The 24,981-nt window shown below is 70.7% G+C and carries 18 protein-coding genes; 12 read left to right on the top strand and 6 right to left on the bottom strand.

Annotated elements, in window-relative coordinates:
* Positions 1-586 precede the first annotated feature (586 nt).
* From ppc to ACFQV6_RS22600, 5 genes are all read right to left on the bottom strand, one after another.
* Positions 587-3,382, bottom strand: coding sequence for a phosphoenolpyruvate carboxylase (gene ppc / locus ACFQV6_RS22620; protein ID WP_378029533.1), 2,796 nt, complete (start codon positions 3,380-3,382; stop codon positions 587-589).
* Between the two features lie 125 nt (positions 3,383-3,507).
* Positions 3,508-4,527 carry a glycoside hydrolase family 6 protein gene (locus ACFQV6_RS22615; protein ID WP_378029532.1) on the bottom strand — a complete coding sequence of 340 codons (1,020 nt, stop codon included), beginning with the start codon at positions 4,525-4,527 and terminating at the stop codon, positions 3,508-3,510.
* A gap of 3 nt (positions 4,528-4,530) precedes the next feature.
* Positions 4,531-6,480, bottom strand: a complete 1,950-nt coding sequence (locus ACFQV6_RS22610) for a galactose oxidase-like domain-containing protein (RefSeq protein WP_378029531.1) — start codon at positions 6,478-6,480, stop codon at positions 4,531-4,533.
* Complete coding sequence (locus tag ACFQV6_RS22605; protein ID WP_378029530.1) at positions 6,477-8,195, bottom strand: glycosyltransferase family 2 protein; 1,719 nt, start codon at positions 8,193-8,195, stop codon at positions 6,477-6,479. The genes ACFQV6_RS22610 and ACFQV6_RS22605 overlap by 4 nt, the downstream gene beginning before the upstream one ends.
* A 109-nt stretch (positions 8,196-8,304) precedes the next feature.
* Positions 8,305-10,089: a hydrogenase maturation protein gene (locus tag ACFQV6_RS22600; protein ID WP_378029529.1), complete on the bottom strand. Its 1,785-nt coding sequence runs from the start codon at positions 10,087-10,089 to the stop codon at positions 8,305-8,307.
* A 192-nt stretch (positions 10,090-10,281) separates the two neighbouring features.
* Here ACFQV6_RS22600 and mfd point away from each other — a divergent pair, with 192 nt between their 5' ends.
* The 4 genes from mfd (at position 10,282) to ACFQV6_RS22580 (ending at position 17,392) form a co-directional block, all read left to right on the top strand.
* Positions 10,282-13,890 (top strand): transcription-repair coupling factor, encoded by a 3,609-nt coding sequence (gene mfd, locus ACFQV6_RS22595; protein WP_378029528.1) that lies wholly within the window; start codon positions 10,282-10,284, stop codon positions 13,888-13,890.
* 100 nt (positions 13,891-13,990) lie between these two features.
* Positions 13,991-14,809, top strand: a complete 819-nt coding sequence (locus ACFQV6_RS22590) for a hypothetical protein (RefSeq protein WP_378029527.1) — start codon at positions 13,991-13,993, stop codon at positions 14,807-14,809.
* Positions 14,806-15,765, top strand: coding sequence for a nucleoside triphosphate pyrophosphohydrolase (locus ACFQV6_RS22585; protein ID WP_378029526.1), 960 nt, complete (start codon positions 14,806-14,808; stop codon positions 15,763-15,765). Before ACFQV6_RS22590 ends, ACFQV6_RS22585 begins: the two co-directional genes overlap by 4 nt.
* Positions 15,766-15,775: 10 nt before the next feature.
* Positions 15,776-17,392, top strand: coding sequence for a DUF885 domain-containing protein (locus tag ACFQV6_RS22580; protein WP_378029525.1), 1,617 nt, complete (start codon positions 15,776-15,778; stop codon positions 17,390-17,392).
* 272 nt (positions 17,393-17,664) lie between these two features.
* On the opposite strand, the gene ACFQV6_RS22575 is transcribed toward ACFQV6_RS22580, so the two are convergent.
* Positions 17,665-18,312 carry a hypothetical protein gene (locus tag ACFQV6_RS22575; RefSeq protein WP_378029524.1) on the bottom strand — a complete coding sequence of 216 codons (648 nt, stop codon included), beginning with the start codon at positions 18,310-18,312 and terminating at the stop codon, positions 17,665-17,667.
* Positions 18,313-18,689: 377 nt separating this feature from the next.
* Between ACFQV6_RS22575 and eno the strand changes: the two genes are divergently transcribed.
* The 8 genes from eno (at position 18,690) to ACFQV6_RS22535 (ending at position 24,904) form a co-directional block, all read left to right on the top strand.
* On the top strand, positions 18,690-19,973 hold the full coding sequence (eno, locus tag ACFQV6_RS22570; RefSeq protein ID WP_378029523.1) for a phosphopyruvate hydratase: 1,284 nt from the start codon (positions 18,690-18,692) through the stop codon (positions 19,971-19,973).
* 169 nt (positions 19,974-20,142) lie between these two features.
* Complete coding sequence (locus ACFQV6_RS22565; protein WP_378029522.1) at positions 20,143-20,730, top strand: septum formation initiator family protein; 588 nt, start codon at positions 20,143-20,145, stop codon at positions 20,728-20,730.
* Positions 20,730-21,248 carry a DUF501 domain-containing protein gene (locus tag ACFQV6_RS22560; protein ID WP_378029521.1) on the top strand — a complete coding sequence of 173 codons (519 nt, stop codon included), beginning with the start codon at positions 20,730-20,732 and terminating at the stop codon, positions 21,246-21,248. The genes ACFQV6_RS22565 and ACFQV6_RS22560 overlap by 1 nt, the downstream gene beginning before the upstream one ends.
* Positions 21,235-21,726, top strand: coding sequence for an amino-acid N-acetyltransferase (locus tag ACFQV6_RS22555; protein ID WP_378029520.1), 492 nt, complete (start codon positions 21,235-21,237; stop codon positions 21,724-21,726). Before ACFQV6_RS22560 ends, ACFQV6_RS22555 begins: the two co-directional genes overlap by 14 nt.
* A complete protein-coding gene (locus ACFQV6_RS22550) occupies positions 21,723-22,628 on the top strand; it encodes an exopolyphosphatase (RefSeq protein WP_378029519.1) in 906 nt (301 codons plus the stop codon). Before ACFQV6_RS22555 ends, ACFQV6_RS22550 begins: the two co-directional genes overlap by 4 nt.
* 87 nt (positions 22,629-22,715) lie before the next feature.
* Positions 22,716-23,045 carry a PadR family transcriptional regulator gene (locus ACFQV6_RS22545; protein WP_378029518.1) on the top strand — a complete coding sequence of 110 codons (330 nt, stop codon included), beginning with the start codon at positions 22,716-22,718 and terminating at the stop codon, positions 23,043-23,045.
* On the top strand, positions 23,042-24,028 hold the full coding sequence (locus ACFQV6_RS22540; RefSeq protein WP_378029517.1) for a DUF1700 domain-containing protein: 987 nt from the start codon (positions 23,042-23,044) through the stop codon (positions 24,026-24,028). Before ACFQV6_RS22545 ends, ACFQV6_RS22540 begins: the two co-directional genes overlap by 4 nt.
* Before the next feature lie 99 nt (positions 24,029-24,127).
* Positions 24,128-24,904 carry a hypothetical protein gene (locus tag ACFQV6_RS22535; protein WP_378029516.1) on the top strand — a complete coding sequence of 259 codons (777 nt, stop codon included), beginning with the start codon at positions 24,128-24,130 and terminating at the stop codon, positions 24,902-24,904.
* Positions 24,905-24,981: the final 77 nt, after the last annotated feature.

The raw sequence follows: 24,981 nt of genomic DNA, 5'->3' as shown, positions 1-24,981 counted from the left end.
CCATCCACCAATGATCTCAAACATGCATAAAAGTATCTATACGCCTGAACCCGCCGAAACCAAAAAGCAACAGGCTCCCTGGGCCTAGTCGTCGCACACGCAACCCCAACGTGTGCACCTACCCCCGCCAAGCCCTCCGCCGCCGCCGTCACACCACCCGGCTGGCGCTCAGCGCTGCCTCGGCGGCCGGGAGGCAGCGCTCACGGCCAGCTGGTGGTGCCCGGCTGGCTTTCAGCGGGGCTTCGGCGGCCGCGGAGCGACGCTCACGACCAGCTGGGCACTGTCGGCCGCGCGCCGCAGGCGTGGCCCGCCAGCCGTGCCCCGCCAGCCGCGCGCCGCAGGCGGGGCACGGCCGGCTGGCTGTCAGGGGGGCTTTGGCGGGCGTGGAGCACCGCTCACGGCCAGCTGGGCACGTCGGCTGGCTGTCAGGAGGGCATTGGCGGGCGCGGAGCACCGCTGACGGCCAGCTGGGCACGTCGGCTGGCTGTCAGGGGGGCTTCGGCGGGCGCGGAGCACCGCTGAGAGCCAGCCGGAAATGGGGCCGCCCCGGGCGGAAGGGCCCGGGGCGGTGTGGAGCAGGAAGGGATCAGCCGGTGTTGCGCATACCGGCGGCGATGCCGTTGACCGTGGTGAGCAGTGCACGCTCCAGCGCCGTCGAATCCGACGGCCCCCGGCGAGCCCCCGGAGCCGTAGGCATCTGGCGCCCCGCCTCACCCAGCTCCCGGTACTGCCGCAGCAGCGCGACCTGAAGGTGGTGAAGCGGCTCCAGGTAGGTGTCGCGTACGCTCAGCGTCCGGTTCAGCTCCGGCTGCGCGGCGAGCAGCTCGGATCCCCCCGTGATGGCCAGAACCTCCTGGACGGCCAGCTCGTACTCCCGCTCGATCTTCGTGAAGATCGGCCGCAGGTTTTCCGGTACCAGCGTCTCCACGTAGCGCCGGGCGATCGAGAGGTCGGTCTTGGCGAGCATCATCTCGACGTTGGAGAGGAACGTCCGGAAGAACTGCCAGTTCTCGTGCATCTCGTCGAGCACGTCGCCGAGCCCGGCTGCCCGGGCCGCGGCCAGGCCGGTGCCGACCCCGAACCAGCCGGGGACGATCTGCCGGGTCTGTGTCCAGCCGAACACCCACGGGATGGCTCGCAGGCCACCGAGGCCGGCGTCCGCGTTGGGGCGCTTGGCCGGGCGGGAGCCGATGTTGAGGGCGCCGAGCAGTTCGGTGGGTGTTGCGGCCCAGAAGTACGCGGCCAGGTCCGGGTCCTCCACCAGCGAGCGGTACGCCGTGAACGCCGCGTCCGAGGCGGTGTCCATCGTGGAGTCCCACACCTTGAGGCGTACCGGGTCGACCTGGATGTTGGTGTGCAGCAGGGTGGCCTGCAGGACCGCCGCCACCGTCAGTTCGAGGTTCTCCCGGGCCAGTGCGGGCACCGTGTACTTGTCGGAGATGACCTCGCCCTGCTCGGTGACCTTGATGGCGCCGTCCAGCGTGCCGTACGGCTGAGCCAGGATCGCCTCGTGCGTGGGCCCGCCACCACGGCCGACCGTCCCGCCCCTGCCGTGGAACAGGCGCAGCCGCACACCGTGCCGCGCGGCCACGTCACGCAGCGACCGCTGCGCCTTGTGGATGCGCCACTGGCTGGTGGTGATCCCGGCCTCCTTGTTGGAGTCCGAATAGCCGAGCATGACCTCCTGCAGGTCACCCCGGGCCCGGACGATCTCCCGGTACGCAGGGAGCGACAGCATCTCGTCCAGCAGGTCACCACCGGCGTCCAGCTCCGCGGGCGTCTCCAGGAGCGGCACGATGCCGATCCGGGCCCGGCCGGTGTGGATGTCGACCAGGCCGGCCTCGCGGGCCAGCAGCGCCGCGGCGAGCACGTCGTCGACGCCGAGGGTCATCGAGATGATGTACGACTCGATGACGTCCGCGCCGAACCGGTCCTGCGCCTCGCGGATGGTGTGGAACACGTCGAAGGTCTTGCGGGCCGAGTCGGTGAGCGGGGTGTCGGCGCTGGAGAGCGGCCGCCGCCCGGTGAGCTCCTCGGCGAGCAGCTTGGTCCGGTCGGCCCGGCCGAGCGTCGCGTAGTCGTCGACCTCGCCGACCTGCGTGTACATCTGCTGAAGCACCTCGTGGTGCTTCTCGGCGTGCTCGCGGACATCGAGGGTGGCGAGCTGGAGGCCGAACGCGGACGCCTGCCGGATCGCGGTGGCGACCACGCCGACCGCCGACAGCTGGCCGGAGTTGCGGGCCAGCGACGCCCGCATCAGCTCCAGGTCGGAGATCAGCTCGTCGCTGCCCAGGTAGTCGCGGCCGGACACGTGCGGCGTGTTGTGCCGGAGCCGGGCCCGGGTGTTCGACAGCTTCGCCTTGATCGCCCGCACCTTCAGCCGGTACGGCTCCTCGGCGTTGACGCGGCGGAACCGGTCCGCGATCTCGGGCAGGTTGTCCAGGTCCTGCGCCAGGCTCGCGGAGAGGTCGAGGGACACCCCGCGCAGCCGCCGGGAGACCGACAGCTCCTCGATCAGGAGGTCCATCGCCTTCTCGGTGGCCTGGATGCCGTGCTCATGCTGGATGAGCAGGACGTCGCGGGTGACCGCCGGTGTGACGAACGGGTTGCCGTCGCGGTCACCGCCGATCCAGGTGCCGAAGGTGAGGGGCCGGGACGTGGGTGCCGTCTCCACGCCGAGCCGGCGCAGCGTCTCGGCGAGGTCGTCGAGGACCTGCGGTGCGGCCTCGGCGTAGAGGTCCTTGAGGTAGTAGACGGCGTTGCGGGCCTCGTCGGTCGGGTCCGGCCGGTCGAGGCGGAGCTCGTCGGTCTGCCAGAGCAGGTCGATCAGCTCGGCGAAACGCTTGGTGGAGGCGGTGGTGTCGGTCGCGCCGTACAGCGCCGCGGCGGCGGACTCGGCGTCGAGCGAATCGGCGACCTGGCGCAGCTTCGACAGGATCGAGCGGCGGGCGGCCTCGGTGGGGTGGGCGGTGAAGACCGGGCGGACCGCGAGGCGGCGGGCGGCCGCGGCGATCTCGTCGGCCGGGATGCCCCGCTCGGCGATCCGCTCGGCGGCCTGGTCCAGCCAGCCGCCCAGCTTGGCGCGGCGGCGGCGCAGGTCGCGGGCGCGGTGCACCTGCTCGGTGATGTTGGCCAGGTGGAAGTAGGTGGAGAAGGCACGGGCCAGCTTGGTGCCGGTGGTGATGTCCATGGCGGCCAGCCGGTCGGCTGCTGCTGCCGCGTCCTGCCGGACCAGCTTGCGGACCTCCTCGACCAGGTCCAGCAGCGGGCGTCCCTCCTGCCGGGCCAGGGTCTGGCCGAGCAGCGTGCCGATCCTGCGAATGTCGGCACGGAGTGGTGCGTCGGGACCCTCCAGGTCGAGGTGGGCAGGCTCGTCGGTCATCGGGGCGCTCCTTCGCTCGGATGGCTCCAGGACGGCGCTGTCCCGACTTCGCCGATCGTATCGGCGTACCCCCGACGGGGGGTGAATTGAGTCAAGAGTCTCATGCGCGCTCGGCGGGCGAGCGGTCACCTGGCGAGTGCCATCGCATAGGCCGGGTACCACTGACCTGCGGGTGGGGCTCCGGAACCGCAGGCGCCGTCGGACTCGCCGGGGCGTTTCACCCAGAGGTACGCGTCCGCGAGCGGATGCCCGGTCCGCAGGGTCGGCGGCACACCGAGGCGCCGTCCGGGCGGATTGCACCAGTGTTCGGAACCGCCTCCCCGCCGGGCCGGCCCGTTGCCGTTGCGGCTGGTGTCGACCACGAAGTGCCGCCCGCCGAGAAGACGTGACAGCTGTGTGCCGTACCGGAGATTGTCGGTCGTGGTCTCGAAGTTGGCGACGTTGAGCGCGAAGCCCCGGGCCCTGATCGCGCCCGCGCGGCGCAGTGCCGGAGCGATCCGGGCGGCCGGCATCCAGGTGGGGTTGCCGGCGTCCAGGTAGACCGCGACGCCGGGCACCGCGCGCAGGGTGTCCACGGCGTGCGCGAGCAGCGCGTATCGCTCCACGGCGGCCCGGCCACGCAGGCAGCCGCGCACCGCCTGGGCGACCGCGTCGGGCTCGAGGATCACCAGCGCGCGATAGCCGCGCAGCGCGGCGGCCAGGGACGCTATCCAGGCCCGATAGGCCCGGGCGTTCGGTGCGCCGCCCGCGGAGTAGCTCGCGCAGTCGCGATACGGGATGTAGTAGAGCGCGAGCACCGGCAGCCGCTTGTTGGCGGCGGCCGCGTGCACCAGCCGCCGGGCCCGCAGCTGGTAGCCGGGCCCGGCGTCGGTGAACCAGGTGGCGGCGGGCCGGTCGGCGATGCGCCGCAGGACCTCCGCGTCGGCCTTGCGGCCCGCACGATGAAGAGCACGCACGTGTACGGCGGCGGCACCGTTCGGGTCGACATGCAGCCCCGGGTACGCGGAACCGGCGGTCTCCGGCACCCGGACAGCCGGCGCCGGCTCCCGTTCCTGCAGGAGCACCCCGCCGGCGGCCACTCCGAGCAGTGCGGTGATCAGGGCGGCACGCCGTCGCCGGCGGTCCACCCGGAGGTGGCGGGGCATCGGTCAGCGCACCCGCACCCAGCGCGCGGTCGACGGCACACCACGGTTGTCGATCAGGAACAGCATGTACCAGCCGGACGGCACCAGGCCGGCCCGCTTCGGCACGGTGACCTCCACGCCGCCGGCGCCGGCCGTCAGGTCCAGGGCGACCGAGCGCTGGTCGGTGTCGGTGACGTGGGTGACCGAACTGGGCCGGATCAGCCGTGCCGAGGTGATCCGGGCGGCGTCCGGGGTGCTGTAGCGCGCCTTCGCGCCGCGGCTGATCTCGGCGGGCCCACCGGCGACGACCGGCCGCGTTCCCTGGAACAGGTACGGCGGGCTGAACACCTCGATCCGCTGCTCGAACGTGCCGGCGTTCTTGCCCGTCGCGTCGTAGAGCGGGTCGCCGCCCAGCGTGATCACCCGGCCGTCGGGCAGCAGGATCGCCTCGGAGTGATAGTTGCGGCCGACTGTCGACTCGGCGGCGGTGGCGAAGGCGTTCTCGGCCGGCCGGTAGATCTGCGAGTTGAACAGGTCGCTGCGCGGCTTGCCCCGATAGGGGCCGCCCCGGTATCCGGACGAGCCGCCGGTGGTGAACACCGTGTCGTCGGGCAGCAGGACCGTGGAGAGGTAGCGGGCCGGCCGGGGCAGATCGGGTCCGGGCCGGTACCGCGCCTTCTTCTCGTCGAGGTCGATGATGTCGGTCCGTGCCGTGGAGACCGGCGACTCACCGATCTCGCCGCCGCCGAGGATCATCACCTTCTGGTCCTGTGCCGGCGCCAGCAGCACCGACGAGCTGGTCTCGGTCATCCGCGGGTCGCGCAGGCCGGGAACGGTGCGGAACCTGTTGCGGGTGACGTCCCAGACGCCCGGGGTGCGTCCCTCGGTGTCGGAGCCGTAACCGGCGTTCGAGCCGGAGTAGAAGACCTGCCCGTCGGCCATCATGTGCAGGCTGGGATAGGTGGGGAAGTACCGCTTGAGCTCGGGTGCGCTCACCCAGCGGCGCTTGTCCGGCTGGTACCGCTCGTTGCGGCCGGGCAGGATCCGGCCGAACTGGTCAAGACCGGAGACGGCGAGGACCTCGCCGTTGGTCAGGCCGATCAGGGTGGGATACCAGCGGTGGTCGCGCAGGTTTCCGGTACGCACATAGCGTTCCGCCACCGGATCGAACTCGTACGACGTCCGGTCGCCCCCGTACTCCTGCTTCTCCCGCGTGATCTTGTCGGCGACCCCGTAGAGGTTGCGGGCGTCGTACCCGGTCAGACCGTCGATCGTGTACTGGGCGGGCTCGCGCACGACGGAGCCGTCGCCCTTCTGCTCGGCGTCCACCCAGATCTCGGCCTCGCCGGCGTGCACCATCGTGTGCGCGCCGTGTGTCATCTTCCGCGCCGCCGGGACGGTCACCTTCGTCCTGGTCAGGTAGGCCCGCCCGGTCGGCGAGAGCAGCCGGGTCCCCTTATCGAAGACCTTCGGCCCGTGGTCCGGCGACTCGTTCTTGATCTTCATGACGCCGGCCGCGTGCTCCACCTCCGCCTCGAGCACCTCGTACGACTTGGTGCCACCGGCGACCAGCAGGTTCCCGTTCGGCAGGAAGGTGTGCCCGGCGCAGAACACGTCGGTCGGCGTCTCGACGTCGGTGAACTTCTCGGTGCGCGGGTCGTAGAGGACCGTACGGAAGGACTTCTCCTCGAAGGCGTCCCGGTTGTTGCCGCTGCCCGCGATGATCAGCACCTTCCCGGTGTGAAGCAGGGCGGCGTGGATCGCGTTGACCCGGAAGTCGCGGGGCACCGGCAGGCGAGCCCAGTGGCCGTACCTCTTCTTGTAGGTCTCGCGGTTGATCTTGTAGGTGTGCAGTGCCTCGGCGGCGACCGCGACCATCGGGCGGTTGGCGACCGCCACTCCGGCGAGCACCACCAGCGTGGCCAGACCGCTCACCAGACGGCGAGCGAGGGTGGGACGCGAGCGGGGCTTCATACGGGCGACTCCTTCGTGGTGGATGACTTGCGGCGCGCCAGCCAGAGGGCCGGCGGGGTGAGGCAGATGACGAGGTTGAGGGCGGGCCAGGCGTACATGGCCGGGTCGACGTGGCCGAAGAACGGCGCGACGGCGAGCATCGCGGCGTAGAGGGCGGCCCAGCGCAGACCCGGTGCGAAGGTGGCGAGCCGGTCCGGGCTGGCCGTGTCGCCCTTCGGGGTCACGACGAAGCCGGAGCGGCGGCGGAACACCGCGGCCAGGAACGACGACACGTAGACCGGAGTGCACAGAGTGGACGCCAGCATCCCGGCCAGGCCGGACGAACCGGATCCCTCGTGCGGGCTGACGTTGTGGTGCCGGTTGAACAGGTAGAGCCCGATCTGGAAGAGCGCGGCGTCCACATAGAGCATCAGCCACACCTGCTCCGGCACCTGGACGCCCTTCGCGCCGAGCAGCAGGAAGCCCGCCGCGTTCGCCGCGCCGAGCAGCCAGGCGGCAGCGGTCAGCGGGTAGTACGACATCAGCAGCGAGTAGTGCAGCGCCCGGCCCGGGCCCAGCCGCCAGGACAGCCCGGCGAAGCGGCGGACCACCACCTCGTCGGTGCCCCGGGACCAGCGGTCCTGCTGGGTGAAGTAGTCGGTCCAGGTGGACGGTCCCTCGCCGACGGCCAGGACGTCAGGGGTGTAGACCGAGCGCCAGCGGTTGCCGGTGTCCGGATTCCGTCCGGCGTGCAGCTTCAGGCTCGTCGCCATGTCCTCGGTGATCGAGTCCTGGAGCCCGCCGGCGGCCTTGAGCGCGGCGATGCGTACCGCGTTGTTGGTGCCGACGAGCATCGCGATCCCGCGCCGGTTGCCGGCCCGCTGCAACAGCGAGTGGAACAGGTACTGCTGCGACTCGGCCCAGCGGGTGACCAGGTTGTCGTAGTTGCCGTAGATCTGCGGGCCGACCACGAACGCCACGTCCGGGTCGCGGAAGTAGCCGAGCAGCCGCTCGCAGAAGTTCGGCGCCGGCACGTGGTCCGGGTCGACCGAGACGAAGATGTCGTAGTCGTCGCCGTGCGCGTCGAGCCACGAGTTGTAGTTGCCGTGCTTGGTCTTCGCCTTGAACGTCCCGGTGCGCGTGTTGTACTCGTCGCGCCCGCGCCGGCTGAAGTGCCGTACGCCCAGCCGCTTGCACATCAGCTTGACCACCGGGTCGTCGCCCTCGTCCAGCAGCCAGACGTCGTACCGACCGGCGCAGCGGATCTCACGGGCGGCCCGCAGCGTCTTCTCCACCATCGCGATCGGCTCCTTGCCGGGCACGATCGTGGTGAGGAACGCGACGCGCGTGCCGGTGTCCGGCACGACCGGCACCGGGTCCCGTGCCCATAGCGTGGCCAGGCACAGGGTCACGACGTTGACCAGCCGGAACAGCTCGATCGTCGCGGTCGCGCCGATCATGAAGATGGTGGCCAGATAGAGCATCGTGTGCAGCCGCTGATCGGGCAGCTCGATCGAGGTGACCAGCCAGCCGAAGAACGTGCTCTCGAAGGCGAACGCGAAGAGCGTGATCAGCACCGTCCGAATCGGACGTCGGCGGGCCAGCGGGCGCATCCGCACCCGGTACGGCGTACCGTCCGCGGGCGGCTGCTCGGCCGGTCCGGCCAGCACGCTGTACGCGCTGTACTCGAACTTCATCGGCATCAGCAGCGTGCTGCCGAGCTGATCGCTCGGCATCGGCGCCCGTCCGGTGGGTGGTCGCTGAGCCGGTACGGAACGGTCTTGGGCGGAATTCCGGGCAGGGGGAGTCGCCCCGGAGTCCGGGGTGTGCAGGACGCTCATGTGGTCAGGCCGACACCGGAACGGCCGGGCGGATCGTCGGGCGCCGTTCGGCACCCGGTCCCGCGTTGGTGTGCCGGGGCCGCGCGGCCGCCGCCGGACCCGCGTTCGGGGTGAACATCAGCTGCCGCGGGGTGCCCTGCGGACGGATCTTGCGGACGAACCCGCGGCGGGCGGCGGCGAAACCGGAACGATCGGTGTAGATGTCCCGGCTCATCTCGGCGAGCTCGCGTGTCTCGTACACCTCCAGCGGGATCCGTTCGGCCGCGAGACGCCTCGCCTTGGCCGCGCGTCGCTTGCGCGCGGTGCGCACGTCACTGTGGTGGTCGGCGAGACCAACAAGCCATTGGGCGTACGCCTCCGGGTGTCTCGGACCGACCTCGTCCACCAGGCCGAGCCGGGCCGCCTGGCTCGCGCTCACCGGCAGCTTGTCGTCGATCAGCCGTTGCGCGAGGTCCGCGCCCACCCGCCGGGGCAGCGTGAAGGTGTGCAGCTCGGAGCCGAAGAGACCCATGTCGTAGTACGGGTTGAGCACGATCCCGTCCCGGGCGGCGACGATGTCCGCGCCCAGCCCGAGCATCACGCCACCGGCTCCGGCGCTGCCCGCGTAGGCGGCGACCACCAGCTGCCGGGTGCAGGTGACGATCTCCCGGCAGACCTCGTTGATGGCCCGGATGCCGGCCCAGGCCGCACCGGACGGATCGGTCGCCGCCTCGATCGTGTTGAGGTGGATGCCGTTGCTGAACGCCTCGGTGCCGCCCCGCAGCACCAGCACCCGGGTGTCCTGGGCGACGGCGTGCCGCAGCCCGGCGAGCAGCCGGCGCGAGTGTCCGGGCGCCATCGCGCCGTTGTAGAAGTCGAAGTGCAGCCAGCCCACCGCTCCGGCGCGCCGATAGCGGACCTGCCGGTACGCGGTCGCGGTCTCCGGGTCGCCCTCCGGCCCGGCCGGCGAGTCCGGCAGGCCACGCAGCCGCGAGCCGAGCACGGTCGTGGCGGGCAGCTTGATCCCGTCCTCGGTGTCCGGGCGCAGATGCCCGATCCAGAGGCTGCCGTCACCGGTCGCGACCAGCACCGCACCCTGGCGGCGGCTCAGGATGGTGCCGGGGCGGCCACCGCGGGCCAGGCCGGGGTGTGCGTCGTAGGCGTACGCCGCAAGCCCGCCCACCTCGGTGAGCACGCCGGGCGACCCGTCCGCGGCGCGGATCCTGCGCAGGATGGTCTCGGCCGGTTCGGCCCAGTCGAAGGCGCGGTCGGCCTGCCGCATCAGCGGCCGGGGCCGCGCGCCGGGCGCAATGGTCGGCGTGTTCGCCACCGGAACTCCCGCGAACGCCGGGTCCTCGGCCTTCGCGACCACCTCGAAGACGCACTCCAGGGCCGCGTCCGAGACCGGGCCGGTGTAGAGCGCCGACTTGCGGGGCGGTGTGGCGGGCATCGGGAACGTCCGGCTCGCCCAGATCGGCCCGGCGTCCAGCTCCTCGACGGCCTGGAGAGCGGTGACACCCCAGTTCGGTACGCCGTCGCTGATCGCCCAGTCGAGAGAGGACGGACCGCGGTCACCGACCGGGCCCGGGTGAATGATGATCGTGCGCCAGCGCTGCCAGACCTGGGCCGGGACACGGTCCTTCAGAAAGGGGCAGATGATCAGATCGGGCGCGGCCGCGTGCACCCCGTCGACGATCTCCCGCCCGTTCGTCGCCAGCAGTACTCCGACCTCGTGCCCGGCCTCGCGCAAGGCGCACCACACGCGCTGGCTCAGACCGTTGAACGCCGTGACGAGCAGCAGGATCCGCACGTGTTGCCTCCCCGGATGACGTGCTCATACCGAACCGGCATGCTTCAGGACTGCTCAGCTGCCATGTCGGACATGCTGTGCGATAAGGCGCGGGCTGCGGGAACTGTCGGCGTGTCGGACTAAGCTGTTCGTTGCACCCCCGTCCTTGTGGCGACCGGGGTCGTTCGTCGTGCCCTCAGGGGGTCTCTCGTCATGCAACTCTCCGGTCTGATCCCGGCCGCCCTGCGCGATCGTGGTCTCGCGCGTGCCCGCGACCTGGCCCGCAAGGGCTTCGTCGACTCGGACTCGCTCGACCTGACCGCTCCGGCCTCGCTGCGGCCCTTCGTGGTGGCGACCGTGGCCGGCTCCGGCGAGGCCGGCGGTGCCCAGCGCCCGGTGCTGGCCGTCACCGCGACCTCGCGGGAGGCCGACGACCTGGCCGACGCGCTCGGCTGCCTGGTCGAGCCGGGCCGGGTCGCCGTCTACCCGTCGTGGGAGACGCTGCCGCACGAGCGGCTCTCCCCCCGCTCGGACACGGTCGGCCGCCGCCTCGCCGTGCTGCGCCGCCTCGCCCACCCCGGTGAGCAGCCGTTGCAGGTCGTTGTCGCGCCGGTCCGGTCACTGCTCCAGCCGCAGCTCAGGGGCCTCGGTGACCTCGAGCCGGTGGAGCTGGTCGCCGGTCGCGAGGCGGAGCTGGAAGACGTCGCCCGGCGGCTCTCCGACATGGCCTACGCGCGGGTCGACCTGGTCACCAAGCGTGGCGAGTTCGCTGTCCGCGGCGGCATCCTCGACGTCTTCCCGCCCACCGACGAGCACCCGTCCCGGGTCGAGTTCTGGGGCGACGAGGTGGAGGAGATCCGCACCTTCTCCGTCGCCGACCAGCGCACCATCGACAAGGTCGAGCGGCTCTGGGCGCCGCCCTGCCGCGAGCTGCTGCTGACCCCGTCGGTCCGGGCCAAGGCCGCCGCGCTGGCCGCGCAGCACCCCGAGCTGGCCGAGATCCTGGACAAGCTGGCCGAGGGCATCCCGGTCGAGGGCATGGAGTCGCTGGCACCCGCTCTGCTGGACGGAACCGACAGCATGGAGCTGCTGATCGACTGCATGCCGGCGGGCACCCACGTGCTGCTCTGTGACCCGGAGCGGATCCGGACAAGGGCACACGACCTCACCCGTACCTCGGACGAGTTTCTCGAAGCGTCCTGGGCCGCGGCCGCCGTCGGAGGCCAGGCACCGATCGACGTCGGCGCCGTCGCTTTCAAGAGCCTTGCAGATGTACGGGCACACGCCGCCGTCCTCAACCAGCCGTGGTGGACCCTCTCGCCGTTCGGCCTGGCCACCGCCGAGTCACCGGAAGCCCTCCCGTGGGAGGACCCGTCGCCCGTCGAGGTCTCACCCGACGCCGGCGACGCGATCGCGCTGGCCGCACAGCCGGTCCCGCTCTACCACGGCGACACCGCGCGGCTCGCCGCCGACCTGTCCGGCTGGGCCTCGGCCGGCTGGGCGATCGCGCTGGTCTTCGAGGGCAAGGGCACCGCACAGCGGGCCACCGAGCTGCTGCGTGACGCCGGCGTGGGTGTGACGCCCGTCGACTCGATCGAGAAGCCGATCCAGGACAACCAGATCCTGATCACCTGCGGCGGGCTCAACCACGGGTTCGTCGACGAGGCGTCCCGGCTCGCGGTGATCACCGGCAACGACATCTCCGGCGGCCGTGGCGCGTCCACCAAGGACATGCGCAAGATGCCGGCCCGGCGGCGCAACACCATCGACCCGCTGGAGCTCAAGACCGGCGACTTCGTGGTGCACGAGCAGCACGGCATCGGCCGCTACGTCGAGCTCGTCCAGCGCACGGTCAACGGCGCCGACCGCGAATACCTGGTGATCGAATACGCGGCGTCCAAGCGCGGCCAGCCCGGCGACCGGCTCTACGTGCCCACCGACCAGCTCGACCAGCTCTCCCGCTACGTCGGCGGCGAGTCGCCCAGCCTGCACAAGATGGGCGGCGCCGACTGGCAGAAGAGCAAGGCCCGGGCGCGCAAAGCGGTCAAGGAGATCGCCGCCCAGCTCATCCAGCTCTACGCGGCACGCCAGGCCTCACAGGGTTACGCCTTCGGCCCGGACACCCCGTGGCAGCGTGAGCTGGAGGACGCGTTCCCCTACACCGAGACGCCCGACCAGATGGCCGCGATCATCGACGTCAAGCAGGACATGGAACTGGCTGTCCCGATGGACAGGCTGATCTGCGGCGACGTCGGTTACGGCAAGACCGAGATCGCGGTCCGGGCCGCGTTCAAGGCCGTGCAGGACGGCAAGCAGGTGGCGGTGCTGGTGCCCACCACCCTGCTGGCGCAGCAGCACTTCAACACGTTCACCGAGCGGATGAGCCAGTTCCCGGTGGAGATCAAGCAGCTGTCCCGGTTCCAGACGCCGAAGGAGGCCGCGCTCGCCCTGGAGCAGGCCGCCGCCGGCACCGTGGACATCCTTATCGGCACGCACCGGCTGATCGCCAAGTCGACCAAGTTCAAGAACCTCGGCCTGATCATCGTGGACGAGGAGCAGCGCTTCGGCGTCGAGCACAAGGAGCAGCTCAAGGCGCTGCGGGCCTCTGTCGACGTGCTGACCATGTCGGCCACGCCGATCCCGCGGACCCTGGAGATGGCGATCACCGGCATCCGGGAGATGTCGACGATCGCCACACCGCCCGAGGAACGGCACCCGGTGCTCACCTACGTCGGGGCGTATGACGAGAAGCAGGTCGCCGCGGCGATCCACCGCGAGCTGCTCCGCGACGGCCAGGTCTTCTACCTGCACAACCGGGTCGAGTCGATCGACCGGGCGGCCCGCAAGCTGCGCGAGCTCGTCCCCGAGGCACGGGTCGCGGTGGCGCACGGCCAGATGAGCGAGGAACAGCTCGAGAAGGTGATGGTCGGCTTCTGGGAGAAGGAGTTCGACGTCCTGGTCTGCACCACGATCGTCGAATCGGGCATCGACATCCCGAACGCCAACACGCTGATCCTGGAACGCGCCGACCTGCTCGGCCTGGCCCAGCTGCACCAGATCCGCGGCCGGGTCGGCCGCGGCCGGGAGCGGGCGTACGCGTACTTCCTCTACCCGCGGGACAAGCCGCTCACCGAGCACGCGCACGAGCGGCTCGCCACCATCGCCCAGCACACCGAACTCGGCGCCGGCATGTATGTGGCGATGAAGGACCTGGAGATCCGCGGCGCCGGCAACCTGCTCGGCGGTGAGCAGTCCGGCCACATCGAGGGCGTCGGTTTCGACCTGTACGTGCGGATGGTCGGCGAGGCCGTACAGGCTTTCAAGGGCGAACGCCCCGAGGAGGAGCCCGAGGTCAAGATCGACCTGCCGATCGACGCGCACCTTCCCACGGAATACATCGCCGTCGAACGCCTCCGCCTGGAGATGTACCGCAAACTCGCCGAGGCCCGCAGCGACACCCGCCTCGAAGAGGTCATCGCCGAGATGACCGACCGCTACGGCGAACCGCCCGCCCCGGTCGTCAACCTCATCGCCGTCGCCCGGTTCCGCCAGCTGGCCCGCGCGTACGGCCTGACCGACGTGTCCATGCAGGGCAAGCACATCCGCTTCTCCCCGCTGCCGCTGCCCGACTCCAAGCAGATGCGGCTGAAGCGCTACCACCCCGACTCCGTCTACAAGACCGCTAACGATCAGGTGAGCGTCCCGCGCCCCAGCACCAGGCGGGTGGGTGGCGAGCCGTTGCGCGATCAGGCGTTGCTGCAGTGGTGCGGCCAACTGCTCAAGGACGTCCTCGGCGAGGTGCCCGCCCCGGCCAAGGTTTGAGCCGGGGGCGGGGTCACTGGATCGGGGGATTTCGGCTGGTGCGGGTGGGCGTGGCGGGGGCGGGCGACGTAGGTCACATTGCGCGTGAGACAGTTTGACCATGTTGCGTGCTCGCCGACTCGCCTCCGCTGTTGTCGCCGCTTCTCTCGCCGTGGGCGGGCTTTCGGCCTGCCGCTCCGAGCCGAACGTCGCCGCGTACATCGGGGACGGTGGTCAGGTGTCGGAGCAGCGCGTCCAGGAGGTCTGGGACGAGGTGCGCGACGGCCTGACCGACTCCGCCGAGCAGGCGGCCGCCGCTGCCGAGGCCAAGCAGCGCGACGACGAGAAGAAGCGCCGGGACAGCGGACTGCCCGTGGAACCGGCGCCGACGATCACCGCGCCGCCGGTGCAGATGCCCGTCTCGCGTACCGATGTGGTCCGTGCCCTGGTCAGCCAGCGGCTCTACGCCGAGGTGGCGGAGCGGCACCAGGTGTCGCTGCCGGCCGGACTGGCGTACGACCAGGTCGCCGAGCAGATGAAGCTGCCCGCCGGCAGTGAGTTCGTCCGGCTGACCGCGCAGGTCGACGCCTACCGCGGTGCGCTGGAGCAGGCGATCAAGGTGCCCGCCGAGCCCGCCGAGCAGGACCTGCGCATGATCTACGACCGGCTCGCCGCCAACGGTGGCATCGAGCCGGGCCAGGACTTCGCCGCCTGGCAGGCCACCGTCAACCCGTCGAACAAGCAGGCCGTGGCGCTGGCCGGTGCCGTCCGCAGCGAGGTCGAGACGGTCGTGAAGGAGTGGAACGTGGTGGTCAACCCGCGGTACCACCCCTTCGAACTGAACCTGCTCAGCGCTTCGACGGCCAGCGGTGGCGCGATCCCGCTGCTGTCCGCCGAGGTCGGCGACGACGAGCGGGCCCCGGTGGTCGACGCCTCTTGAGCACCCGGATCGTCCTGCTCGTCACCTCGCCGCGACTGCCCGCCGGGCTGCTCACGGCGCAGGCCTGGGATGTCGTCCGGGCGTACCCCGTCTTCGCCGCCGCCGACAGCGAGCAGGCCGAGGCGCTGCGGGTGACAGGTGTGCCGGTCACCCTGCTCGACACCGACGCGCAAGGGTTCCTCGACGCCATCGCCGGACAGGCGGCCGCCGTCTGGCTGGCCGGACCGGGCGGTGACCAGGACTTCGCCCGGCAACTCGGCCTGCGGCTGGCCCGGGAGCCGGCACTGGCCGAACTGGAGCTGATGTACGGCTCGTGGGACCCGCCCGGCGCTCGGCTGCTCGACGCGGTCGCGGTGATGGACCGGCTGGCCTCGCCCGGCGGCGACCCGTGGAAACGGGAGCAGACACACCAGACGCTCGCGCCCTACCTGCTCGAGGAGAGCTACGAGGCGTACGACGCGATCGAGGCGGGTGACCTGGGCGCGCTGCGCGAGGAGCTCGGTGACGTACTGCTCCAGGTGGTGCTGCACGCCCGGCTCGCCGAGGATCAGCCCGACGGGCACGGCTGGAACATCGACGACGTGGCCGGTGGGCTCGTGGACAAGATGGTGCGGCGCAATCCGCACGTCTTCGCCGGCGAGCAGGTCGAGGGCATCGAGGAGATCACCGCCAACTGGGAGCGGATCAAGCGGGCGGAGAAGGAGCGGGACTCCGTACTGGACGGGGTGGCGCTCAGCCAGCCCGCGCTCGCCCTGGCGGCGAAGATCCTGCATCGGGTGGAGCGGAGCGCTTTGGGCGTACCCCTGCCTGTTGGTGAAGATCTTGGTTCTGCCCTGCTGACGGTGGTCGCCCAGGCCCGTGCCGCCGGCCTCGATCCCGAGGCTGAGCTGCGCCGGGCGGCACTCGCCTATGCCGACGCGGTGCGTGCGGCGGAAAATGTCGGTCCCTCCGAGTAGGTTTCTCGGCATGCCGGAGTTCGTGAAGCTCGCCGAGCGCATCGTCGACGCCCTGCTGGAAAGCAATCCCGCGACCGCGTCCTATGCGGGGGATCACCGCTTCGACAGCCGTCTGCCCGACCTCTCCGCGTCCGGTGCCACCACTCGGGCCGCCATGCTGCGTGACGCCGCCGACGTGCTCAGCGGTGTCGACGCCGACGGCCTGCCCGCCGAGGACCAGGTGGACCACGCCATCCTCTCGGCCCGGGTGGAGCAGGCGCTCTTCGAGCTGACCGAGGTCCGCGAGCACGAGTGGAACCCGTTGGAGCACAATCCGGGCCCGCTGCTGCACGGCCTGATGGCCCGCCCGTTCGCGCCGGTCGAGGAGCGCCTGGAAAGCCTGGCCGGCCGTCTCGCCGCCATCCCCGACGCGCTCGCCACCGCCCGTGCCGTGCTGAACGACGTGCCCCGCATCCACGCCGAGACCGCCGCCGGCCAGTTCAACGGCACGGCCGCGCTGATCCGCGACGAGGTGCCCGCCCTGCTCGCACAGGCCCCCGGGATGTCCGGTGTGGTCGAGCCGGCGTCGGCCGCCGCGCTGGCCGCGCTCGGCGAGTTCGACGGCTGGCTGCGCGGGCTGCTCGACAGCGTCGAGCCCGGCCGCGACCCCCGGCTGGGCCGCCGCCTCTGGGAGGCGCGGCTCTGGCACACCCTCGACACCGAGCTCTCCGCCGCCGAGGTGCTCTCCCGGGCCCGGAAAAACGTGGACCGGGTCAGCGAGGAGCTGCGGGCGGCTTCGGCCGAGCTGGTCGGCGGGCCGGCCACCGACGAATCGGTGCGGCGTGCGCTCGCCACCATCGCCGAGCAGCACCCGGACAACAACTCCATCCTCGGCCTCGCCAAGGTCACGATGGACGAGGCGACCGAGTTCGTCCGCCGGCACGACATCGTGTCGCTGGTGGACGACCCGTGCGTCATCGAGGAGATGCCGGAGTTCGCCCGGGGCGTCGCCGTGGCCTACTGCGACCCGCCCGGCCCTCTGGAGACGGCTGACGTGCCGACCTTCTACTGCATCGCCCCGGCCCCGGCGGACTGGCCCGCGGAGCGCATCGCCAGCTTCTACCGCGAGTACAACAACGAGATGCTGCGCAACCTGACCGTCCACGAGGCGATGCCCGGCCACTTCCTGCAGATCGCCCACTCCCGCCGCTTCCGCGCCGCCACCCGCGTCCGCTCGCTCGGCCTGTCCGGGCCGTTCGTCGAGGGCTGGGCGGTCTACGCCGAGGAGCTGATGACCGGCCTCGGCTTCGGCGGCGTCCCGGTCAAGTTGCAGCAGCTCAAGATGCAGCTGCGGATGAGCCTGAACGCCATCATCGACCAGCTCACCCACTGCGAGGACCTGCCCGAGTCCGAGGCGATGGCCCTGATGACCGGCCGCGGCTTCCAGGAGGAGGGCGAGGCGGCCGGCAAGTGGCGGCGGGCTCTGCTGACTTCCACCCAGCTCTCCACCTACTTCGTCGGCTACACGGAGATGGCAGCGATCGCGGCGGCCCGCCCCTTCGGCGCCACCCCGAGAGCCTGGCACGACGCGATGCTGGCACACGGGTCGCCGCCGCCTCGCCACCTGCGCACTTTGCTCGGCGTCTGACCCGCGCGGGCGCCCGGTCCGTGCGGGGTCCGGCTTGCGCGGGGGCGCTGGCTCGTGCGGCGGCCCGGCACGTGCGGCGGCGGCTCAGCCCGCGGCGCCCGGCTCCCGTGCGGCGGCGCCCGGCTCTGTGCCGGCGGCGTCTGGCTGTGCGGCGTTCAGCCCGTGTGGCGGGGCATCTGTGACTTTTGATGCGGTTTGGGGCGTTCGGCTTCGCCTGTTCGGTTTGTGAGGCGGTGTTGTTCCGGGGGAGGGTGCGTCCATCCGGTGGGATTTCAGACGGCGTAGAAGGCGGCGGCTGCTGCGGCGGCGTCGCGGGCGCGGGCTACCTGCTGGCGTAGCACGTACCGTCTGATGATTTTCGCCTGGCGTTCGTCCTGTTCGAAGATGGCGACCATCTCGACCGAGAGCGGTCCGCGGAACGGCACCTGCTGGCGGATGGCGCTGACCCGCATCGCGGTGGCGGGGAACTCGACGACCTCGGAGCCGAGTTGGACCCGCAGGCGCATCTCCTGGCCGGGGCGCAGGTCGACGTCGGTGAAATGGGCGCGGACCGAGCCCTCGCTGATGTCGTGGACCCGGCCGATCGACTCGCGTTTGCCGGGGCGTACGAGGAGGACGTCTTCGCCGCCGCCGCCTCGTACGTAGTTGCGGCGCTGCTCGATGACCGGCTCGTCGCAGAGCCGGAACTCGACCCGGTTCTCGCTGGCGGAGGTCACCGTGGCTTTGACCGCGTACCGGCCACGGGGTGCGGCCGGCCAGCGGAAGGTCACCGTGGAGCCGATCGGCGGTACGTCGTCCAGGGCGAGGGACAGTGTCACGACAGCGTCGGTGACCCGGACCACCCGGACGTCGGCGAACCGCTTGTCCTCGGTGTCCATCTCGACGTGCATGCCGTCGGCGGGAAACAGGCTACTGGTCATAGTGCCCACAGCTTCGGCAGGCGCGGCGAGGGTTTGAGGGATACCGGCGCAGGAGTTCACCGGCCGGAACGGAAGCCGCGGGAAGGAAGACGCGGGAAGGAAGCCGGGAGCAAGGGCGGGGCGGTGGGAGCAAGGGCGGGGCCGTGGGACGGACGCCGGGAGCAAGGGCGGGGCCGTGGGACGGACGCCGGGAACAAGGGCGGGCGCCGCGGGGAGGAAGCGGGAGCAGGGCGGAGAGGGGAACGGAAGGGCGGCAGGAGTTCACCGGCCCCGCGAACGTGTGAATGCCGGACTCGATACGCTCAGGGTCGTGGTCGGCCCGCAGGGTCGCGGACCGGAACTGAATTCGTCCCAACTGTTAGGGAGCGACACGACTAATGGCCACCATTGAAGCTATCGTCGCCCGCGAGATCCTCGATTCCCGGGGCAACCCCACCGTCGAGGTCGAGGTCGGCCTGGACGACGGCACGGTCGGCCGCGCCGCAGTGCCCTCCGGAGCGTCCACGGGTGCTTTCGAGGCGCTGGAGCTCCGCGACGGTGACAAGGGCCGCTACCTCGGCAAGGGTGTCGAGAAGGCGGTCGCCAACATCGAGGACAAGATCGCCGACGAGCTGATCGGTTACGAGGCGAGCGAGCAGCGCCTCATCGACCAGAAGATGCTCGACCTGGACGGCACCGACACCAAGTCGGAGCTGGGCGCCAACGCGATCCTGGGCGTCTCGCTCGCCGTCGCCAAGGCCGCCGCGCTCTCCGCCGAGCTGCCGCTGTTCCGCTACGTCGGTGGCCCGAACGCCGCTGTCCTGCCGGTCCCGATGATGAACATCGTCAACGGTGGCGCCCACGCCGACTCCAACGTCGACGTGCAGGAATTCATGATCGCCCCGATCGGCGCTCCGACCTTCCGTGAGGCGCTGCGCACCGGCGCGGAGGTCTACCACGCGCTGAAGTCGGTGCTGAAGAAGAAGGGCCTCTCCACCGGCCTGGGCGACGAGGGCGGCTTCGCGCCGAACCTGCCGGCCAACGCCGCCGCGCTCGACCTGATCGCCGAGGCCGTGCAGGCCGCCGGCTTCAGCCTGGGCAGCGACATCGTCCTGGCCATGGACGTCGCCGCGACCGAGTTCTACAAGGACGGGGCGTACCTGTTCGAGGGCGCGCCGAAGTCGACCGACGAGATGATCGCCTACTACGCGAAGCTCGCCGCCGACTACCCGATCGTCTCCATCGAGGACCCGCTGGCCGAGGACGACTGGGCCGGCTGGAGCGCGATGACCGCGCAGCTCGGCGACAAGATCCAGATCGTCGGCGACGACCTGTTCGTCACGAACCCGCAGCGCATCGCCCGCGGCATCGCCGAGAGCGCCGGCAACGCGGTCCTGGTGAAGGTGAACCAGATCGGTTCGCTGACCGAGACCCTGGACGCCGTGGACCTGGCCCACCGTGCCGGCTTCAAGACCATGATGTCGCACCGGTCCGGCGAGACCGAGGACGTCACCATCGCCGACCTCGCGGTGGCGGTCGGCTCCGGCCAGATCAAGACCGGTGCACCGGCCCGTTCGGACCGCGTCGCCAAGTACAACCAGCTCCTCCGCATCGAGGAGCAGCTGGAGACCGCCGCCCGGTACGCCGGTGCGGGCGCGTTCCCGCGTTACCGCGTCAGCTGACACCTCAGCGACAGATCATGAAGTTGTGATTCCCGTCCCGGGCGACATAGGTTTCCCGGGCGGGAGCCACGACACGTGACGGCGAGCGGGTCGCGCACGTGACGGCGAGCGAGCCAGGGCACGGAGCGGCGAGCGAGCCATGCACGTGACGGCGAGCGGGAGGGCAGAGATGACGCAACGCCGCATGCCGAGCGGGCAGGGTCCGGCCCGCCGTCAGACCGCCGCCGGGAGCAAGAGCACACCCGCCACCACGCGGAGCCGCGAGCGCAGCAGGGACACCCGGAATCGGAACACAGGTCCGGTCCGCGTGCCGTCGTCACGTCGTACCCCTGCCTCTGCCGGCGGCGCAGCCGCGAAGCGCACGGAGGCACCTCGCCAGCGCGCCCTGACCGGCCGCGCCACCATCCTGATCGCGGTGTTCGTCGCCCTGGCCCTGGCATACACCTACCCCCTGCGGGTGTATCTGGAGCAGGAGACGCAGATCGCCGAGATGGAGCGGGCCAAGGCCGCGAAGCGGGCGGACATCGACGCCACGGCCAAGGACCTGGAGAAATGGAAGGACCCGGAGTATCTCCGGATCCAGGCGCGCGACACGTACTTCTACGTCCGTCCCGGAGAGACCCCCGTGGTGGTCTATTACGATGACGACGGTGCCGCTAGCGACGCCGCGAAGAATGCGCCGGCGGCCGCCCCGGACCGTTGGTACGACACGCTGTGGAGCAGCGTCCAAGCCGCGAATGCGGAGCCCGCCAACTGATGGCTGAAGCAGCAAACCCTGGCCCTTCCCCGGCCGATCTCGACGTCGTCGCGGCCCAGCTGGGCCGCCGCCCGCGCGGCACCCGTGCGATCGCGCACCGATGCCCGTGCGGCAACCCGGATGTGGTGGAGACGTCGCCGCGCCTGGACGACGGGACGCCGTTCCCCACGCTCTTCTACCTGACCTGCCCGCGCGCCACCGCGGCGTGCAGCCGGCTGGAGTCCGCCGGCGTGATGCGGGACATGCAGGAGCGGCTCAGTACCGATCCGGTGCTGGCGAAACGATATGCCGAGGCGCATCAGGACTATCTGGACCGGCGTACGGCCATCGAGGACGTTCCGGAGATCGCGAACGTCTCGGCGGGTGGCATGCCCGACCGCGTGAAGTGCCTGCACGTCCACCTCGGGCACGCGCTCGCCGCCGGCCCGGGTGTGAACCCGTTCGGCGACGAGGTGCGGGACGCGATCGGACCCTACTGGGCCGGCGGATCATGCGTGCACGGCGATGCTGATTCGTAGAGCGCGTACCGGGGACGTCAAGGCGATCCGTGCGCTGGTCGACGCGTACACCACCGACCGCCGGCTGCTCAGCAAGGCCACCGTCACCCTGTACGAGGCCGTTCAGGAGTTCTGGGTCGCCGACGACGGCGAGAAGGTGGTCGGCTGCGGTGCCCTGCACGTGATGTGGGAGGACCTCGCCGAGATCCGTACGGTCGCCGTCGACCCGAGCCGCCGCGGTGAGAAAATCGGCCACGGCATCGTCGCCGCCCTTCTCGAACAGGCCCGTGAGCTGGGTGTGAACCGGGTCTTCTGCCTCACCTTCGAGACCCGGTTCTTCGGTTCGTTCGGGTTCGCCGAGATCGACGGGGCGCCGGTGCCGCACTCGGTCTACGAGCAGCTGCTGCGCTCGTACGACGAGGGTGTCGCCGAGTTCCTCGACCTGGAACGGGTCAAGCCGAACACCCTGGGGAACACGAGAATGCTGCTGAAGCTATGAGGGTGGCCGCGATCGACTGCGGCACGAACGCGATCCGCCTGCTGATCGCCGACGTGACCGGGGACGAGCTGACCGATGTTGCCCGCCGGATGGAGATCGTGCGGCTGGGGGAGGGGGTCGACCGTACCGGCCTGCTCGCTCCGGCCGCGATCGAGCGCACCCGCCAGGCGCTGCTCGGCTATGCCGCCGAGATCGCCGAGCTGGGCGTCAGCCGGGTGCGGATGTGTGCGACTTCGGCCAGCCGGGACGCCTCCAACGCACAGGATTTCCGCGACATGGTGCGCGGTGTGCTGGGCGTCGATCCTGAGGTGATCACCGGCGAGGAGGAGGCCCAGCTCTCCTTCCTCGGCGCGGTGCAGGGTCTGGACGCCGACGGGCCCTACCTCGTCTACGACCTGGGCGGTGGCTCGACCGAGTTCGTCACCGGCACCGCGACCGTCGAACGCGCGATCTCGATGGACATCGGCTGTGTCCGGATGACCGAGCGCCACCTGCACAGTGATCCACCGACATGGGCCGAGATCGCCGCGGCCCGGGCGGACATCACGGCGGCGGTGGACACCGCGCTGGCGGCCGTTTCCGGACATTCAGCCAAGACGCTTGTCGGTCTGGCGGGCACGGTCACGACCGTTGCCGCTCTGGCTCACGACCTTGAGGTGTACGACTCACAGCGTATTCACCACAGCCGGGTCGAGTCAGCCGACGTTTCCCGGCTCGCCCAGGAGCTTCTGAAGATGACCGTTGCTGATCGGCGCGCCCTGCCGGTGATGCATCCCGGTCGCGCTGACGTGATCGGTGCCGGTGCCCTGATCATGCAGATCATCCAGGAGCGCTCCGGCCACGCCTTCGTGATCGCCTCCGAGCACGACATCCTCGACGGTATCGCCTTCGGCCTCGCCTGATCCCATCCGCGCTGAGCGGCCCTCCCGCGCTGAGCGGTGCTACCGCGCTGTTGACGGTACTTCGTATTGCACAGTAGTGTGCGTCGCGTGGATCCGACACAGCTACTGAAGGGCGTGCTCGATCTGGCAGTGCTCGCTGTGCTGCGCGAAGAGGACGGCTACGGCTACGACATCCTGCGCCGGTTACGTTCCGCCGGCCTCGAGGACGTCGGCGACGCCTCCGTCTACGGCACGCTGCGCCGCCTGTTCACCAGCGGCCTCCTGAACAGCTACGTGGTGCCCAGCGACGAGGGGCCACACCGTAAGTACTACGCCCTCAACGAGGCCGGCCGCGCCGAATTGCAGCGCTCCGGCAAGATCTGGCAGGGCTTCGCATCGATCATGAATGATCTGCTTCGCGAGCGGGGGAAGGCGTGAACCGGACGGCACAGGACGAGATCTCCGACTACGTCGAGGAGGTGCGTCAGGCGCTCGCCGGCCTGCCGCCGGCCACCCGCGAGGAGTTGCTCGAGGACCTGCCCGAACATCTGGCCGAGGTGCTGGCCGAGGGCGGCGGCACGCTGGCTGACCGACTTGGAACACCGCAGGCCTACGCCGCCGAACTGCTCGCGACCGCCGGGATCACCGGCTCCGTGCCGCGGCCGGCGGCGGCACGGGTGCGTTTCGCCGGGCTGCGAGCGCGCTACGCCAGGCTGCGGGGGCGCTTCGGCGAGGTGATGCGGCAGGCCGACGATCGGGTCGGGCCACTTCTTGGGTACGGGAAAGCCTCCGACTTCCTCGTTCTGCTCCGCCCAGCCTGGTGGGTGCTCCGGGGATATCTGGCCGCGATGGCCTTCGCCTACTTCTTCGGTGACCGCAGCGGCCCGCTCGGGCTACTGCCTCGCCTGGCCGACAACGAGCTCGTCGCGCTGCTGGTGCTTGCCTCGTTCGTGGTCGGCTCGATCTGGCTGGGCAGCCGCGGTCCGCTCACCCGGCGGGTGCACCGCCGCGTGCTCGGTGCGGTCTCCGCGTTCCTGGTGGTCTTCGCTGTCGTCGGGTTCTCCGAGATGGACGGCGGCAGCCGCGACTCCGGCTACATGGACGCCAACTACGTGAGCGAGTTCGATCACGTCGAGGACATCTTCGTCTACGACGAGCAGGGCCGCCTCGTGCGGGGCGCGCAGCTCTACGACCAGAACGGCCAGTCGATCGAGCTCGGCAACTCCTACTGCACCGACGACCTGACCGGGGACTGGACGGAGAGCAAGCAGCGCGGTTACCCGCGCTGCCCCGACGACGCCCCGTTCGTGGTGCCGGCTCCCGACGGATCCGCGAGCCTGGTTCCGTCGCCGTCACTTTCAGCCAGTTCCCAGGTGAGTCCGGCCACAAGTCCCTCAACCACGTCGTCCAGCGGTAAATAAAGCCTGGTTATGGGGTCGCGCGGGAGCGATGGCGGTCGCTACGCTCCCGTGCTGGCGGTCGGCTCACGGCTGCAACCCTTCGATATCTGAGGAAACCCCATGACTGACCCGGTTGTGCCCGGCCAGCCCGGCGGCGCATACCCGCCGAACACCGGTGCGCAGGCCTACCCGCCGCCGCACGGCGGCGCGCCCGGTTACCCGCAGCAGGGCTACCCCCAGGGCCAGCCCCAGCAGGGTTACCCGCAGCAGGGCCAGCCCCAGCAGGGGTATCCCCAGGGCCAGCCCCAGCAGGGCCAGCCGCAGGGCTACCCGCAGCAGGGGCAGCAGCAGGGTTACCCGCAGCCGGGTTATCCGCAGCAGGGCGACGCTCAGCAGGGCTACCAGCAGGCCGGTGGCTTCCCGCCGCCCAACGCAGGCGGACCCGGCTTCCCGCCGCCCAATGCCGGTGCACCCGGTTTCCCGCCGCCGAACACGGGCGGCGACTTCCAGGCTCCGGTGCAGCCCGAAGCGCCGAAGAAGAAGTCGTGGGTCAAGAAGGCCCTCAGCATCGTGATCACGATCGTCGTCGTGGTGCTGGTCAAGACCTTCCTGGGCAGCCTGCTCTCCAGCGACCCCACCAAGGACGCCAAGGCCGGCGACTGCATCGCGGTCAAGTCCGAGATGAAGGACACCGCCAGCGAGGTCGACGCCGAGGTCACCGAGTGCTCCTCGGCCGACGCGAAGTACACGGTGCTCGGCCGGGTCGACGGCGAGAAGAACGTCAACAGCACCGCCTGTGACGCGGTCTTCAACGCCAAGCTCAAGGAGGGCGAGGAGGGCTTCGTCATCGCCAGCGTCGACGGCAAGGGCTACCTGCTCTGCCTGAAGGCCGTCTGACGAGACCGGAACTGATCGCGGGGCGCCCGGGTGGGCGCCCCGCGTCGTCTCCAAGGCTGACCCGGGTGCGCCGTGGA

The organism is Actinoplanes sp. GCM10030250 (assembly GCF_042666575.1).
Taxonomy (GTDB): Bacteria; Actinomycetota; Actinomycetes; order Mycobacteriales; family Micromonosporaceae; genus Actinoplanes.
This window is presented reverse-complemented; position numbering and strand designations above follow the sequence as displayed.